The sequence below is a fragment of the Pseudomonas sp. SWRI179 genome, from assembly GCF_014268705.1.
In the GTDB taxonomy this organism is placed as follows: Bacteria; Pseudomonadota; Gammaproteobacteria; order Pseudomonadales; family Pseudomonadaceae; genus Aquipseudomonas; species Aquipseudomonas zanjanensis.
Map to the genome: position 1 here is coordinate 1 of NZ_JABWRA010000086.1, position 15391 is coordinate 15391.

Annotated in this window: 11 protein-coding genes; 6 read left to right on the forward strand and 5 right to left on the reverse strand. The window is 61.3% G+C overall.

The features are described 5' to 3' along the window. The first annotated feature begins 83 nt into the window (after positions 1–83). A complete protein-coding gene (locus tag HU767_RS27510) occupies positions 84–3407 on the forward strand; it encodes a leucine-rich repeat domain-containing protein (protein ID WP_238349532.1) in 3324 nt (1107 codons plus the stop codon). 172 nt (positions 3408–3579) lie between these two features. On the opposite strand, the gene HU767_RS27515 is transcribed toward HU767_RS27510, so the two are convergent. Then, a complete protein-coding gene (locus tag HU767_RS27515; protein ID WP_186730995.1) occupies positions 3580–4533 on the reverse strand; it encodes a class I SAM-dependent methyltransferase in 954 nt (317 codons plus the stop codon). Positions 4534–4758: 225 nt separating this feature from the next. Then, on the reverse strand, positions 4759–5442 hold the full coding sequence (locus tag HU767_RS27520; RefSeq protein ID WP_186730996.1) for a murein L,D-transpeptidase catalytic domain family protein: 684 nt from the start codon (positions 5440–5442) through the stop codon (positions 4759–4761). Between the two features lie 162 nt (positions 5443–5604). Between HU767_RS27520 and HU767_RS27525 the strand changes: the two genes are divergently transcribed. Beyond that, positions 5605–7167 (forward strand): L,D-transpeptidase family protein, encoded by a 1563-nt coding sequence (locus HU767_RS27525; protein WP_186730997.1) that lies wholly within the window; start codon positions 5605–5607, stop codon positions 7165–7167. Positions 7168–7183: 16 nt separating this feature from the next. Here the strand turns inward: HU767_RS27525 and HU767_RS27530 are convergent, their stop codons facing one another. Continuing rightward, the gene (locus HU767_RS27530; RefSeq protein ID WP_186705693.1) at positions 7184–7813 is read right to left on the reverse strand and encodes an NAD(P)H-dependent oxidoreductase; all 630 of its coding nucleotides are present in this window, start codon (positions 7811–7813) and stop codon (positions 7184–7186) included. Positions 7814–7895: 82 nt separating this feature from the next. On the opposite strand from HU767_RS27530, the gene HU767_RS27535 reads away from it, so the two are divergent. Further along, positions 7896–8519, forward strand: a complete 624-nt coding sequence (locus HU767_RS27535) for a TetR/AcrR family transcriptional regulator (RefSeq protein ID WP_186705692.1) — start codon at positions 7896–7898, stop codon at positions 8517–8519. A gap of 181 nt (positions 8520–8700) precedes the next feature. Here HU767_RS27535 and HU767_RS27540 read toward each other — a convergent pair whose 3' ends face one another. Both HU767_RS27540 and HU767_RS27545 read right to left on the reverse strand, forming a co-directional pair. Next, the gene (locus HU767_RS27540; protein WP_186730998.1) at positions 8701–12846 is read right to left on the reverse strand and encodes a CheR family methyltransferase; all 4146 of its coding nucleotides are present in this window, start codon (positions 12844–12846) and stop codon (positions 8701–8703) included. Positions 12847–12997: 151 nt separating this feature from the next. Beyond that, positions 12998–13609: a Yip1 family protein gene (locus tag HU767_RS27545; RefSeq protein ID WP_186730999.1), complete on the reverse strand. Its 612-nt coding sequence runs from the start codon at positions 13607–13609 to the stop codon at positions 12998–13000. A 167-nt stretch (positions 13610–13776) separates the two neighbouring features. Here HU767_RS27545 and HU767_RS27550 point away from each other — a divergent pair, with 167 nt between their 5' ends. The 3 genes from HU767_RS27550 to HU767_RS27560 are packed head-to-tail and all read left to right on the forward strand — an operon-like array spanning position 13777 to position 15262. Continuing rightward, positions 13777–14277: a CinA family protein gene (locus tag HU767_RS27550; RefSeq protein WP_186731000.1), complete on the forward strand. Its 501-nt coding sequence runs from the start codon at positions 13777–13779 to the stop codon at positions 14275–14277. Positions 14278–14286: 9 nt separating this feature from the next. Next, positions 14287–14805 (forward strand): hypothetical protein, encoded by a 519-nt coding sequence (locus HU767_RS27555; RefSeq protein WP_186731001.1) that lies wholly within the window; start codon positions 14287–14289, stop codon positions 14803–14805. Positions 14806–14812: 7 nt separating this feature from the next. After that, a complete protein-coding gene (locus tag HU767_RS27560; RefSeq protein ID WP_186705687.1) occupies positions 14813–15262 on the forward strand; it encodes a YetF domain-containing protein in 450 nt (149 codons plus the stop codon). The last annotated feature ends 129 nt before the right edge of the window (positions 15263–15391 follow it).

A 15391-nucleotide genomic window follows, 5' to 3' on the forward strand; every position in this document is an offset into this window, starting at 1 on the left:
GCGTAACGCCGCCGCTGGAATGGAGCCGAACCCGTGGCTGGCAGTGGGCCCATCGTAACCCGTTGCAACGGGACAACCTGTCATTGCTGCGTAATTTTGCCGAGACGCCGGCCGAACTGGACGACGCTGCGATTCTCGCGGTGCAACGCCAGGTCGGCATCAGCGAGGCGCACTTGCGTTATCTGCAAGTCGAGGGAAAACCGTTGCCGGCGATATTATCGGATGCGTTGGACGAAGCCTGGAACTGGCAGCAGGTGCGGCGCACCATTGGGCGCCTGAGTCGGGATCAAGCACCTGGCGGGGTGCATTTTCGCAGCGTGCAGATGCTCCTGGAGCTGCCAGGCTGGCCGCAGGACATTGCGGTACGTTATCACGATGGCGTGCAGTTTTACCCGATGGGCAATGCCGCCGGCACGCGTGTGCTCCTGTTAAGCAAACTGGACCTTGAGAATGACGCCTGGGCGGCGCGCATCCTCACCCGTATGGGAATGGACGAGCAGACGGCCCTGCTGGGGCAAAGTAGCTTCGGCCTGTCTTCGGCGGAACGTAGCCGTCTCTTGTCCGGGCGCTGGGCCCGGCATCTACAAGCCAACACTCAGCGGGTAACGGCCGGCATGGCCCGCGCCACGACGATCGATCCGTTGGCTGCGCCCTTGGTCCGGGATTTTCCTGGGCTGCCGCAAACCTTGGCGAATGAACTCGCCAGCCAGGCCGCGGGGCAGGATCGGGTTCGCCTGTTGCAAGGGCACGTGAGCGAAAACCTCGGCCGTCAATGCGCTGAAACCCTGCGGGAATTGCGCCTGGGCCGAGCCTTGCGGGCCTTGGAACGCGGTGAAAGCAGCGCTGACCGTGACCGTCTGGTCATGGGACTGATCGGCGAAATGCCTAAACTGCAAGGTCGGGTGCGCCTGCGCCTGTTCCAGCGTGAACTGAGCAGTCCACTTGACGTGGGTGCAACAGGACCGTTGAAGACCCTTCGCCAGGAGGGCGACGCGTACCGTCCCTTCGATGAACAGGGAAACGAACTGGCGGACGCGCTGAGCCTGGAAGATGCATTGCTCAGGGCGATGCCGGACGATGCGCGCCAGGCGTTGGGCTTGAACATCTGGGAAGGGACCCGGCTTCGTACAGAGCTGCTTGCACAAGCCCTGGCTGATCGGCAAGGGCTGCGTCGTTACCTGATGATGAGGGGACTCGGCACGGGTGGGGTACGCCCGCAATGGCTGAACGGACGCCTGGGCTATCCACTCAGTGGCCGTGGACGGCTGCCGTTGGAGGTTTGGCATGGCAGTCTCAATCAGCGTCTTGAGCGGCTATACCCCGCCCATGCGGGGGGGGAGCTGCAACGGCTTCGAGACAATCTGACCGAGCAGGCCCAGCGCCAAAACATCAGCGTGGAAACGTTGATCACCCAGCTGGAAAACGAGTGGACGGAACTGGACCAAGGACTGCGCCAGTGGGAAATCTTCGAGGGGGTCCATCATCCCGCCGAAAACAACTTCGACGTCGAGGGGAGGCTTTCGCTGCGCAGGGACATTGCAATGCGCATTCGCCGGGCCTGGTGGCGCGCACCGGACCCCAGTGGAGATAGCAATGAGCTGACCTTACGGCTTATGGGGCAGCGACTTGGTCATTTGCCGCCGATTAACGCACGATTCGAGCACATCGAGCAGCTGATCCTGACGGACATGGGCCTGAGCGAGGATCCTTCGGACTTCATCCGGCTGTTTCCCAACACCGAATTGTTGGACTTGGAACGTAACCAGCTCACTGCAATACCATCGGTAGTCGGGGAGCTGGGTGAACTGGTCGAGCTGTCGCTTGACGGGAATCCACTCCACATGACTGCGGATATGTTCGCGCCCCTCCTTGGCGTCGATTTAGCGCCAAGCCTGGAAACGCTGGACCTGTCCAGAGTCCTTACGGGAACAGCTGGCCCTGAAGTCATTAGCGCCATTAGTCGTCTTGCGGAGCTGCCCTCGCTGAATGAGCTTCTTTGGACCGATAATCTGGATTTTACCCCGGGCCAGCTACAGGCCATCACGGCTTTACCTGGGTTGCGCGCGCTGGATCTGTCGCGCTGCGGCCTGCGGCTGGATGAACAGGGCAGCGCATTTTTGCGCACGGCCACGGACCTGGAGGAACTCAGCCTTAATGGGAACAATTGCAGTCAACTACCTCCACTGCCCGAACTGGTAGCTCTACGCGATCTGGAAATGACCAATGCAGGGCTCACACGGGTGCCAGCGCTGGCGCTGGCGGTGCTGTCCCAGTCGCCGGGCGAAGAAATCGTCGTAGACCTCAGCAACAACCGTATCACTGATATCCGGGATGATCTGCTTCCCCTCATCGCTCGGTTGGAGGGGGGCACCGTCGGGCTGTTGCTTGAGGACAATCCATTGCCCAGCACCCAAATCAGTGCCCTGCGCAGCCGCAATCCCGAGGCGTTCAGGTACACAGTCGACGATTGGTTGTATATCAACCCGGGACTGCGAAGCGCTTTGGAAGAGGCTCGTGATGACGCGGGGGGACGACGCTTCATCGACTGGTTTTCCGGCACCATGCGCGAGGCGGATACCGATACGGCTAACGGATTGACCTTCGAAGATCGCTACAGAGCTGCCGCAATTCTGCAGCACTACGTTGGGTACCGGAATGCTCATGCACCTCTCTCAAGAGTCATCGCCGATTTCGACTTGCAAATGGCCCAGCTGCGCACACGCCTGCAAGCGCGCATTCTGGAAAGGCAGCCTCCAGACCTCCTGGAGCTGGAAGTTCATTTCATGATGTTCGAATCGGCGCTTCGCGCGCGCCTTGAACAACAATCCGTACCGTTCAGCAGTTTTCTAAACGATCATTACCTTTATTGGAACCACACGCTGGCCCAGCGTTACCCCAATCCCGTGCAACGCCAGGCGTATGCCACACGAGAGGCGTTCATCAACTGGCTCAGCGACGCCCAGGACACGTTCAACAACAACGACCACATGCCCCGCGTTGGAGAACTGACCTGGCGGCCCTATCTTGGACTGATGTCCGGTGAATGGCCCCATCAGCTATCGGCCTGGGAGGTCGTCGAAGGTGACTTGGTGGACGCCTTCAGCGACCCCGTGGATCCGTCCCGTTGGCCACAGGTATTGCTGGATAACCTTGCGCACCCTGACGCCGACTTGCCGAGCGCCTGGGAACAGGTTGAGGAAAACGGCCAATTGACTTGGCGTCGCGCAAGGCTTGACGCAGTGGCAGACGTGGATTGGCGCTCAGGCCAGCCGGTGATGCTCAGTGAGGATCAGCTGCGGCGCACCATGGCGATCTACCGGTCAGTCAAGAGCCGGGAAATCGAGACGCTGGTTCGCCGGATTACGACTGGCATGGTCGACCCGTGGTGGGCGCAGCGGCCACGATAATCGTCATCGAGGTGTTGACGGGGCGGCGGAATCGGCGTTTCCCGCTGTCCTGTCGAGGTGCTGCGCAGCGGCAACGCTACCGGACCGTTTCACGTTGCGGACAACGTGAAACACGTCTAGCTGTGGGCAAGATCCGTCAAATAGTGGAAATGTGTAATCCCGGTACGAAGTTTCAGCCGATGGGCGGGGCGTCACGCTTGAACACCAAGGCCTTCAAACCACAGGCGGGGTCCGCATCTGGAAACTCCGGAGGGTTTGCCAGTCGCTCTTCGAGTGTCAGGCCAGGGGCTTCACGCGTGACGCCTTCGATAAGGAAATCCGGGCCGGTGGCCGGGTCGTTGCTGCAAGCCAATACCTTGCCGTGGGCGGTCAGCAGTTCCGGTAATCGGCGCAATACCCGCTGGTAGTCCTTGGTCAGCAGGAAACTGCCCTTCTGGAAGGTGGGCGGATCGATGATCACCAGGTCGTAGGGGCCGCTGTTGATCACCTTGCCCCAGGACTTGAACAGGTCGTGGCCGAGGAAAGTCACCTGGCTCAGGTCGTGGCCGTTCAGGCGATGGTTGTCGCGGCCGCGGCTCAGGGCCGCCCGGGACATGTCCAGGTTGACCACATGCTGCGCGCCCCCGGCAATCGCCGCCACCGAGAAACCGCAGGTGTAGGCAAACAGGTTCAGCACCCGCTTGCCATTGGCGTTGGCCCGCACCCAGTCGCGACCGTAGCGCATGTCGAGGAACAGGCCGTTGTTCTGCTTTTTGCCCAGGTCGATCCGGTAACGCAAGCCGCCTTCGGTCAGGGTCCATTCATCAATGGGCTCACCCACTAGCCACTGGGTCAGGCTATCGGGCAAGTAGCGGTGCTGCATGGCGAGGGTGTGGGCCTTGCTGTGTTGCCAGGCCGGCGACGTGGTCAATGCCATCAGCATTGCGCGCAAATCGTCAAGATGCGTGGAGTCCGGTTCCTTGAACAGCGAGACCAGCACCACCCCTTGCAACCAGTCGACCGTGACCTGCTCCAGCCCCGGCCAGCAGCGCCCACGGCCATGGAACAGACGGCGGGTCTCTTCCGGCACCGATGCCAGGGCGGTCAGCAAATGGTCGTGAAGGGTTTGAAGGGCTACGCAATTCATTCAGGCAACGCCAGGGATTCGAAAGGCCGGCATTTTAACCGTCGCCGACCCTGGTGCAATCCCTGTGGCGAGGGAGCTTGCTCCCGCTGGGCTCTGTAGGAGCTGGCGAAGCCTGCGATCTCTTGATCTTGATCTTTCGATTCAATTGTCAGTGGAAAGATCGCAGCCTCGCTTCGCTCGGCAGCTCCTACGGCGGGAGCAAGCTCCCTCGCCACAAAGGTGCTACTAGCCGCCGCTTGTGGCCAGGATGCTCGCCACCTGTTGCGGCTGGCAGTTGAGATAGGCCGATCGCTTGAGCCAGCTCGGGTCCGGGTACCAGGAAAACATGAATTGCCCGCCCTTGAGCTTGTCGATCACCTGGCGCGCCACTTGCGGGCGTACGGCAGGGCAGCCCTGGCTGCGCCCGATGCGTCCCTGGCGCACGCTCCACAACGGGTTCACGTAGTCGGCGGCATGGATCACGATCGCCCGGTCGCGGGCCAGGTCATTGAAGCCCGGCTCCAGGCCATCCATGCGCAGTGAATAACCGTGGGCGCCCTGGTAGCTTTCCTGGGTGCGAAACAGGCCCAGGCTGGATTGGTAGCTGCCCAGGCGATTGGAGAACTGCGTGGCGAAATTTTCTCCGGATTTCTGCCCATGGGCCACCAGATCGCGCAACACCAGCTTCTTTTGCCGCAGGTCGAAGATCCACAGGCGCCGGGCCGTGGAGGGTTGCGAGTAGTCGATGACCGCCAGGTGGCGGGCTTGGCCGGCGCCATTGGCGACCGCGCATTGCATGGCGCTCAAGGCACTTTTCAGCGCCAGGGGATTGAGTTCCGGCGCTGCCTGGGCGAGGCTGTGGTAAAGCGTCTTCGACTTGGCCTTTTTTTCCGCCAGTGTCGGGCTGCAAATGATACCCAGGCCCAGCATGACCAGGCAAAATCGGCGCAAAAAGCCCGATACAGGCGAAGCGGTTCCAGCGTGGTGTTCGTTAGCGGCATCCCGTCCGATTGTGTTTGTCTGCATGATGGCGGGTCGTACCTGTCGCAAAATTCACCGTCAACGAGACGGCCATGGATTGGAGTAAAGCAGTTGTTCAAAAAGTCCGCATGTTACCTGAGCCTTTTATTGCTCACGGCGCCATTGGTCGCCAAAGCCGAGGGCGGCGACCCGGCTCTGGTGCAGACCACGCTGGCGCAACTGGCGGTCGCGTGCCCGAACGTCGCGGTGGGCGTCGATTTTCCGACGCAGCTTGACTTACAGGCGTTCTACCAGCAAAACGCAGGCCAGGAAGTCTGGGCGGACGACGAACGACGGGGAGCGTTGCAGCTCCAGTTGCAGCAGTTGGCCGACGACGGCCTGGATCCGGCTCGTTATAGCCTGCCGGTCGGGGACGCGGCCCAAGGCCTTCATTGCACCGACATCGCCATCAGCCAGCGCTACCTGCGAGCTTTGCATGACCTGCGTTTCGGCTACTTGCCCCAAGACCGACTGGAGCCTGTATGGAAAGCCAACCCACCGCCACAGGATCACCCGGCCGTGGTGCTGGCCATCGCCGGGCTGGGCCTGCAAAACCTCGCCGACGCCTTTGAACAGGCGCGGCCGAACCTGGACCTTTACCGCAACCTGCGCGGTCTCTATGCCCGGCTACGGCAACAGCCGCTGGCCGAATGGCAAGCGGTGCCAGGCGGGCCGTTGCTGCAACCGGACAAACAGGACGCCCGTGTCCCCGCCCTGGCCCAGCGCCTGTTCAACGAGGGGTACTTGAGTACGCCGCCGCAGGTCAGCGACGAGCATTACAGCCCCATGTTGGTGGAGGCGATGAAGAGCTTCCAGGCCCGGCATTCGCTACAGGCCGATGGCGTGGTCGGGCCGTGGACCGTCACCGAGCTGAACATCAGCCCGGCCATGCGCCGAGAGCAGTTGCGCATCAATCTAGAGCGCATGCGTTGGCTGGCCCAGGATGTGGAAACCGACAGCGTCCTGGTCAACGTGGCCGCGGCGCAGTTGACGGTTTACCAGGGCGGCGCGCCGGTCTGGCAAACCCGCACCCAGGTGGGCCGGGCGCAACGGCAGACGCCGTTGCTCAAATCCCATGTCACTCGACTGACGCTCAACCCGACCTGGACCATTCCGCCGACCATCATGCGCGAGGACAAACTGCCCGAGATCCGCCGTGATCCGGAGTTTCTCACTCGCCACAACCTACGGATCCTCGACAGTGAAGGACTGCCGTTGCTGGCGGAGGACATCGACTGGGAGCACCCGGGCAACCTGATGCTTCGCCAGGACCCGGGCCCGAAGAACCCGTTGGGCAAAATGGCGATCCGCTTCCCCAATCCGTTCTCGGTGTACCTGCATGACACGCCGAGCCAGTCGCTGTTCAGCAAAGGTCCGCGGGCCTTCAGCTCAGGTTGCGTGCGGATCGAGCAAGTGATGCACCTGCGCGACCTGCTGGTCAGCCCGGCTGAACGGGCCCGCACCGACACCTTGCTGGCCAGTGAATCGACCCACGAGTTCAGGCTGGCCCGGCCCATGCCGATCCTGCTGGGTTACTGGACAGCACAAGCAGACAGCCAGGGCCAGGCGGTGTACATCCCAGATATCTACGGGCGTGACGCAACGCTGTCCGCCGCCCATGGTCGTGCGCTGTGAACGCTTGGTTCTGAGCTCAGGCGCATGCAATAGCGGGCGCCTGTGTGGTTTCATCAAGCGTTGCGAACAACCGCTGGCCGATAACGCCGGCGGCTCGCAAAAGCGCTTGCGGATCGGCCGTTTCCGAGTCGAGCAAACGCTGGGAACTCACCACTTGGGCGCCGCAATAACCGAAAATGCCATGGTCGATCTGCGTGGTCATCGCCTGATCGTAGCCGTGACGTTGAAAGCTGTCGGCATCGGCACCGCCGACTCCCACCAAGTGAACCCGCAAGTGTTGCAGCTTCTGGATAAACGGTTTGTCGAGGCTGAAATCGAACGCCCAACCGTTGGAAAACACCCGGTCGATCCAGCCCTTGAGCAATGCTGGCATGGACCACCAATAAATCGGATAGACCAATACCAGCGCGTCGGCTCGGTCAATCCTGGCTTGTTCGGCCAGCACATCCGCAGGCGGCAGGGCCTCGCGGTGGTGTACCGCATGGTCGGCGAAACTGAAGCGCGGATCGAAACCTTCAGCGGCCAGGTCGGCAATCTCAAACGTATCTAAAGAGTTGGCCAGGGTAATGCCCTCGGCGATTTTCCGGGCCAGGCTGTGGGTGAGGGAGCGTGGATCGTGGTGAGCCACAACGATGAGTGCATGCATGGCGAAACTCCTTCTGGTCACGAGGTCTTGAAAACAGGTATGCTTAAGTTACGCTTAGTAAGTTGCGGTTGGTAAAGTTAGCATGTCAAGCATTGACGAATATTCGCCGCCTTCACCACGTCGTCGTTTGTCCCGGCAGGACCGGCAGCGCCAATTGCTGGAGGTTGCCTGGCGGCTGGTGCGGGAGGAGGGCAGTGATGCTCTTACGTTGGCGCGGCTGGCGGACCAGGCCGGGGTGACCAAGCCCATCGTCTATGACCACTTCATCACCCGATCCGGGCTGTTGGCGGCGCTGTACCAGGATTTCGATGCCCGCCAGACCGCGCTGATGGACGCTGCCCTGGAGGCCAGCGACGCCACCTTGCAAAGCCGGGCGGCGGTGATCGCTTCGTCCTACGTCGAGTGCGTGCTGCTGCAAGGTCGGGAGATTCCCGGGGTGATCGCGGCGCTGACCAGTTCGCCGGAGCTGGAGCGCATCAAGCGCGAATACGAGGGAATTTTCCTCGACAAGTGCCGCGTGGTGTTGGAGCCGTTTGCGGGTACCAAGGGCGTCGGCCAGGCGGGTTTGCGAGCGATGCTGGGGGCGGCGGAGGCGTTGTCCAATGCGGCCGCCACCGGGGAAATCAGCGCTGACGAGGCGAAGCAAGAGCTGTTTGTCAGCATTGTTGCGATGGTGGGTAGGACCGTCGACACCTCTCCAAGCTGAGCCCACGCTATCGCGCGCAAGCTTTGCTCCCACTGTCGTTTTGTGTTGCCTGAGAATATCTGCGCCAAAGCCCCTGTGCCCCCGTGAGAGCAAAGCTTGCTCGCGGCCAGGGGTTGTTGATTGAGTACATATCCATTGCTGCGGTAACGGATATGCACACAATCCAACAGCGCAGCCCGAATCAATAAACCTGCGAACGCAACAACTGCTCAATCGTATCAATCAGCTCATCATAGGAAACCGGTTTGCCAATGTGCTGATCAAACCCCGACTGCCGGGACTTCTGCATGTCCACCGACGCCCCATACCCCGTCAACGCAATGGCCGGAATGTGTTTGACATGGGGCAACTTGCGCAATGCCTGCATCAGCTCATGCCCGTTCATCACCGGCATGCCCAAGTCAGAAATCACCACATCGAAACGGGCGTCACGGGCGCTTTGCAAGGCCTCTTGCGGCAGGTCGAAGGCGAGGACCTGGGCGTCTTCCATCTCCAACAGCAGTTTGAGGGTATCCAGCACTTCGGGAGAGTCATCCACGAGTAGAACGGTCAGGCCGCTCAGACGACCGGATTGCCCATTGCTGGGCGCTTGCTTGGCTTGTGGTTCTTCGAGCTTGCTCAAGGGCAGGCGAATGGTAAACGTGCAGCCCTTGCCCAACCCATCGGACTTGACCTCCACGCTGCCGCCATGGGCCTCGGTCAACTGCCGCACCAGGGACAGGCCGATGCCCAACCCTTCGCGTTGATGGGTCGCGTGCTGGGTCTCGGCCTGGCCGAACAGGTCGAATACTTCGTTCAAATGCTCGGCCTCGATGCCCACGCCGGAGTCCTTGACGTCCAGTCGCGCCATGCTGCCGTCCTGGCTGGCGATCAACTGCACGCGGCCACCGTTGGGGGTGAACTTCAGGGCATTGTTCACCAGGTTCCAAATGACCTGCTCCAACCGGGTCGGGTCGGCGTTGACGATCAGCACGCCGGGCCCCTCGGGCAGTTCCAGGGTCACCTTGTTCGGGTGATTGTCATTGATCACCACCGTGTAGATGTCCTGGAGCACTCGGCCCAGGTCCACGGCCTGGCGCTTGAGCTTGAGCTTGCCGGTGCGCACCCGCGCCACGTCGAGTAAATCGTCGATGATTCGCGCCTGGCTGGCCACGGCGTCACAGATGGTGTTGACGGCCTTGGCCGCCGCGCTGACGGTCTTGGTCACCGGCAAGCGTCGTAGCAATTCGGCGTTGAGCTGGATGAGGTTCAGCGGGTGCTTGAGTTCGTGGGACATGACTGCGAAGAACTCGTCCTTCAGGTGGCTGGTGTTCTGGGTTTCCATCAGCCGTTGGGTCTGTTCTTCGTGCAGGCGCTTATGGCCGGTCAGGTCGCGGGCGATTTTCACGTAACCCTGCTGGTGGTCGCCTTGTAGCAAGGTGACCTCGCCACTGCAGAAAAAGCGGCTGCCGTCCTTGCGCAGGTGCCAGCGCTCGTCCTCGCTGCGCCCGTTGGTCCGGGCCAGCCTCAATTCGATTTCCGGCACGCCGTCGGCGCGGTCCTGGGGCGAGAAGATGAAGTCGTAATAGGCGCCCTCGGCTTCGGCCTTGGAATGGCCGAAGATCAATTCGGCCCCGGTGTTCCAGCGAGTGATCACGCCATGTTCATCCAGCAGGATGATGGCGTAGTCTCGGGTGCTTTCGGCCACCAGTCGCATGCGTTCTTCTCCCAGGCGCAATTCTTCCTCGGCCGCCCGGCGCTTGCTGATGTCGATGAAGGTCAACACCGTGCCGTCGATGTGGTCCTCGCTGGAGCGGTACGGCAGCAGCCGGGCGATGTACCAGCGGCCGTCGTTGCTGCTGACTTCCCGTTCGATCATGTTCAAGGATTCGAAGACCTGGGTGGCATCCGCCGCCATGTCGGCGTAGTCCAGGCGATGGGTGATGTCCAGCAGCGAGCGGCCGGTGTCCACCGGCAGCATGCTGAAGATTTCCGTGGCCCTTGGCGTGAACCACTTGATCCGCACGCTGCGGTCGACGAACACCGTGGCGATGTCGGTGGAAGCGATCAGGTTGGTGAGGTAGTCGTTGATCTTGTCGGTTTCTTCAACCTTGGTCTTGAGCTCGTAATTGACCGTCAGCAGTTCTTCATTGATCGACTGGAGCTCTTCCTTGCTGGTCTCCAACTCTTCGGTGGCTGAGCGCAACTCTTCGTTGATCGCCTGCATCTCTTCATTGGAGGCCTTGAGTTCCTCGCTGGAGACTTCGGCCTGCTCGATGGTGTCCTGCAGATGCAGTTTGGTGCGCTGCAGTTCCCGTTCAAGGTTGGAGAGGACCTGGTTCTCGGTCTGGTCGGTGTTGGATTCAAGCTGTTCGGCCGCGTCGACTTCCACCTCATCGAACACCACCAGGACAAAGTCACCGTCGGACTGGTCGTCGCGATAGGGCTGGGCCAGCAGATCCACCAGGAACCGTCGGCCATTCCGCTCGAGGTTGACCTGGCGCGACTTGACCGCCTGGCCACTTTGGTTGACCTGGAACAGCGTGGTTCGGATCTCCAGGCGCAACTGCGGATTGACCAGCGTCAGCAGGTTGCGCGACATCTCGCCGCCGACATGGCGCAGGAAGCGTCCGGCGCTTTCGGACATGTGCAGGATGTCGGCGTTGGCGTCGACGATCATGCTCGGCGGCGCGGAGCGCTCGATGGCGCGCAAGTGGATGTCGGCAAACGACACCTTGCGTATCGGGGCGGCCAGGGGCGCAGCCGGGGAGGACGTCGTGCGCACATAACCACCCCGAGGCATGGTCGGTGTACGGCGGCTGCTGGCAGTGCCGTACTTGCTGCGGAAGATCCGGTTGCGCTTGTCCACTGGCGTAAACAGTTCATGGCAGGCATCGGCCGATTCCGACGAGCCGAGGAACAGATAGCCCCCCGGTCGCAGGGCGAAGTGGAACATTTGCAGGATTTCGCGCTGGACTTCGCGGTCGAGGTAGATCAACAGGTTGCGGCAGACGATCAGGTCGATCTGCGAGAACGGCGGATCCGACAGCAGGTTGTGCTTGGCGAACAGCACCCGCTCGCGGATCTCCTTGCGCACGCGGTAGTTGTGGCCATCCTTAAGGAAGTATTGACGCAGCCGGGTCGGGGGCACGTCGGTGATGATCGCCTCTGGGTAAGCGCCGTTACGGCCCGCAGTAATGGCACGTTCATCGATGTCGGTGGCAAACACTTGCAGCTTGGCGGGACTGGCGTCGTGCACCAGTTGATCGCTGACCAGCATCGCCAGGGTATAGGCCTCTTCGCCGGTGGAGCAGCCCGCCGACCACACGCGTATCTCCTCGGGAGCGACGCTGCCGGGCTCGACGGGTTGGAGCAGGCTGGGCAGCACATCCCGCTCCAGGGCTTCGAATGCTTCACGGTCACGAAAGAAGTTGGTCACGCCGATGAGCAGGTCGCCGAGCAAGGCCTTGGTTTCATCCGGGTGGCTCTGCAGGTAGGCATGGTAGGACGGTAAATCCGCCTGGGCGGTGACTTGCATCCGCCGTTCGATGCGTCGCAGCACCGTGGCGCGTTTGTAATGCTTGAAATCATGACCGGTGCCAGCACGCAGTTGCATCAGGATATCCATCAGCGACTGTTCGGCCGCGGCGGCCTCGCGTTCGGAGGTGGGCGGCTGGGTGTGAATTTCCGGGTCATTGGCGGTGGGCAGGCGGATTGCCTGGGAGTTGTGCCACAGCTCCAGGAGCTTTTGCGGTATTTCCGCCACTGGCAGCACCAGATCGACCATCTGGGTATCGATGGCCGCCTGGGGCATGCCATCGAACTCGGCGTCCGTGGGAGATTGCGCGATGGTCACGCCGCCTTGCTCCTTGATTCTCGACAGGCCCACGGCGCCGTCGGAGCCGGTGCCCGACAACACCAGGCAAAAGGCCCTTTCCTTGTGTACATCCGCCAAGTCGCGGAAAAACAGGTCGATGGCCACGTGCCCGCCCTGGCGGGGTTCGGTCGGGGTGACATGCAGATAGCCGTCATTCATGTGCAGGCTTTGGGCGGGGGAAATCACGTAGACGTGGTTCTTGCGGATCGACACCGTTTCGGTGACCTGCAGCACCGGCATCTTGGTCGTTTCCTGAATGATCTTGCCGGCCAGACTCTGATGGTCCGGCGCCAGGTGCAGGACGATGACGAACGCCATGCCGTTGTCCTTGGGCATGTGCTCGAAAAACTGCTTGATGGCCTGCAAGCCGCCCGCCGAAGCGCCGATTCCCACCACCGGGAAGTTCAGGTCACTGGGGCTCAGCTCTCGTCGCTGTGGCACGTTGGGAGAGCGTTTGCTTGATGGAGACATAAATTCTTGGCCTTAAAGGGCGGGGCAATCCAGTCCCGCCACATCAAATTCAGGGGGCAAAAACTCGCAGGATAGTCCGGTTGCACGAAGATTGCGAAGACCGGGCACTGCAAAGCCACCGTCACCGGCATTGTGCGCCCCGAAAATGCCCTCAGCCCACCGGCACACGCAGATATTCCGGCTGCAGGTAGTTGAACCAGAGCAGGATCATTTCCACCAGGATCGTCACCAGAACCAGCAAACCGACGCCCCAGACACTTGCCGAGTACAGCAGGCCCTGTTCTTTCTTGAGGCCCATGAACTTGGGCAATCCGACGAACAGCAGGAAGGTCGAGTAGGCCGACGCCAGCAATAACACCGCCACGGCCAGCCAGCGGCTCGGATACAAGCCGAAAATCCCGGCCAGGAAGTAGGGCGTGGCTGTATAGGCGGCGAAACCGATGCATTGGTTGACCGTCGGACGCACCTCGAAGGTGCGGGACATCCAGCGGATGAACAGCCCCATCAGCGTGACGCCGACCACGATGGTCAGGTACAGCAACGCACACAGCTGGAACGCGCTGGCGCTGCTGAGTCGTACCGTTTCGTTTTCGGCCAGGCTCCAACCGGTCCAAGTGGTGCCGATGAACAGGCACACCGCTGGGAACAGCGCGAGCAACAGCAAGTGAGCCAGGTAGTGGCGTGGATGCGCCTGTTCCTGTTCGCGGATGTCGGCCCAGGCGAACTCAGGATGCGTGAACAGTTTGACGAAAGGTGCAGACATGACGACCTCCTGATCAGGACGGCCTCTGCATGAGGCCCATGTAGGTTTGAGGTACGGCTACAGACAGGGGTTTCATTTATTTCCAGGATCTGGCTGACGGTGCGATAAAGGGAATGAATCAAAACGGCAGGGGTCAACCCATCAGCATCCCTGAAGGACCGTTTGCCATGACTGTTGCCCAAACCCTGGTTGATTATCTGCGCGAACATGACCTGCGCCTGACCACGGCCGAATCTTGCACCGCCGGGCAGATTGTCACGCTGCTGGCCGAGGTGCCCGGCAGCGGTTCACTGATCGAAAGCGGCTATGTGGTGTATTCCCCTGAAGCCAAGCAGCGCTTGCTCGGCGTGAGTCCACGCACCATCGAGACGTTCAATCTCACCAGTCGTGAAGTCGCCGAGGAGATGGCTCTTGGTGCCTTGCGCGATGCCAATGCCAACGCAGCCGTGGCGACCACCGGCCTGCTCGGGCCAGAGGATAAGGACGGTATCCCCGCCGGCACTGTCTGTTTTGCCTGGGCGTTCGAGGTAAACGGCCAGCGCGCGTTGTTTAGTCGCCGCGAGCGGTTCTTCGGCAACCGCAGCCAGGTGCAATTGTGGGCCGCCGAATATGTGTTGCGGCAATTGCCCACTTTTCACCAACGCGCCGTGGCGGGTGAGCGTCGATAGGGGCCGACCATGACCGATCAAGACGAGCAGGACGATCACCGCAGCCGCCAGTTCCCGGTGCGCGAAGACATGGTCTTCCAGCACAAGGTCTGGCGTTTTGAGCGAGTGGGCTGGTACGTATTGGTGCTGCTGGTGCTCCTGACCTTGCTGGGCCTGTTTTCCCGAGGCCCGTTGAGCGACCGGGAGTTGTACAGCAGCGACGGTAGCCTGGGCGTTGAATACCAGGCGTTCCACCGCAACGGCTCGGCCAACACCATGACCATCCGGCTCAAGGGCCAACCCAACGCCGTGCTGGAAGTGGCGTTGGGCGGCGATTGGCTGGAAGGTTTCGAGGTGCAAGCGCTGCAACCACCACCGATGCGTTCGGCGGGCGCGGGGCAGGGCATGACGCTCTGGGTCCAAGCGGACAAGCAAGGGCAGGCCAGCCTGTATCTGTCATTGCTTGGCGAAGGGTTCGGCACCTATCACAGCCGTATCGCCACCCCTGGCGGCGCCACGGTCAGTTTCAAACAGTTCATATTTCCTTAGGTGACCTATGGATTCGGTACTGCGAGCCGCCGCGTTGTACGCGGCATTGATGGTGTTGTTCAAGATCGCCGGGCGGCGTTCCCTGGCCGAGATCACCACCTTCGACTTCGTATTGTTGATGATCATCGGCGAGGCCACTCAGCAGGCGCTGTTGGGCGATGACTTCTCGATGACCAACGCGCTGATGGTGATCGTGACGCTGATTGCCATCGATGTCGGCTTCTCACTGCTCAAGCTGCGTTCGCAGTGGGTTTCACGGCTGATCGATGGGGGGCCGACCATCATCGTCGAGGACGGGCGCATCCTCCGTGGTCGGATGCGCCATGCGCGGTTGATCGAGGCGGACATCATGGAGGCCGCGCGTTCCAGCCAAGGCATCGAGACCCTGGAGCAAATCAAGTTTGCGATTATCGAGCGTAACGGGAAGATTTCGGTGATCGCCAAGGAGCCGTCCTGAGCACTGTCGCTAGACACTTTTTGTGGCACGGGGGCTGTTGTGGCGAGGGAGCTTGCTCCCGCTGGGCTGCGAAGCAGCCCCTCAACTCTTGCCAACACCGAGTTGTCTGGTCGTTGGGGGCCGCTTCGC

What these genes read in the sequence shown, in the direction of transcription:
- HU767_RS27555 (WP_186731001.1), top strand. Translation starts at nt 14,287, where the DNA reads ATGACCGATCAAGACGAGCAGGACGATCACCGCAGCCGCCAGTTCCCG.
- HU767_RS27530 (WP_186705693.1), bottom strand. Translation starts at nt 7,813, where the DNA reads ATGCATGCACTCATCGTTGTGGCTCACCACGATCCACGCTCCCTCACC.
- HU767_RS27535 (WP_186705692.1), top strand. Translation starts at nt 7,896, where the DNA reads ATGTCAAGCATTGACGAATATTCGCCGCCTTCACCACGTCGTCGTTTG.
- HU767_RS27560 (WP_186705687.1), top strand. Translation starts at nt 14,813, where the DNA reads ATGGATTCGGTACTGCGAGCCGCCGCGTTGTACGCGGCATTGATGGTG.
- HU767_RS27545 (WP_186730999.1), bottom strand. Translation starts at nt 13,609, where the DNA reads ATGTCTGCACCTTTCGTCAAACTGTTCACGCATCCTGAGTTCGCCTGG.
- HU767_RS27540 (WP_186730998.1), bottom strand. Translation starts at nt 12,846, where the DNA reads ATGTCTCCATCAAGCAAACGCTCTCCCAACGTGCCACAGCGACGAGAG.
- HU767_RS27550 (WP_186731000.1), top strand. Translation starts at nt 13,777, where the DNA reads ATGACTGTTGCCCAAACCCTGGTTGATTATCTGCGCGAACATGACCTG.
- HU767_RS27515 (WP_186730995.1), bottom strand. Translation starts at nt 4,533, where the DNA reads ATGAATTGCGTAGCCCTTCAAACCCTTCACGACCATTTGCTGACCGCC.
- HU767_RS27520 (WP_186730996.1), bottom strand. Translation starts at nt 5,442, where the DNA reads ATGCTGGGCCTGGGTATCATTTGCAGCCCGACACTGGCGGAAAAAAAG.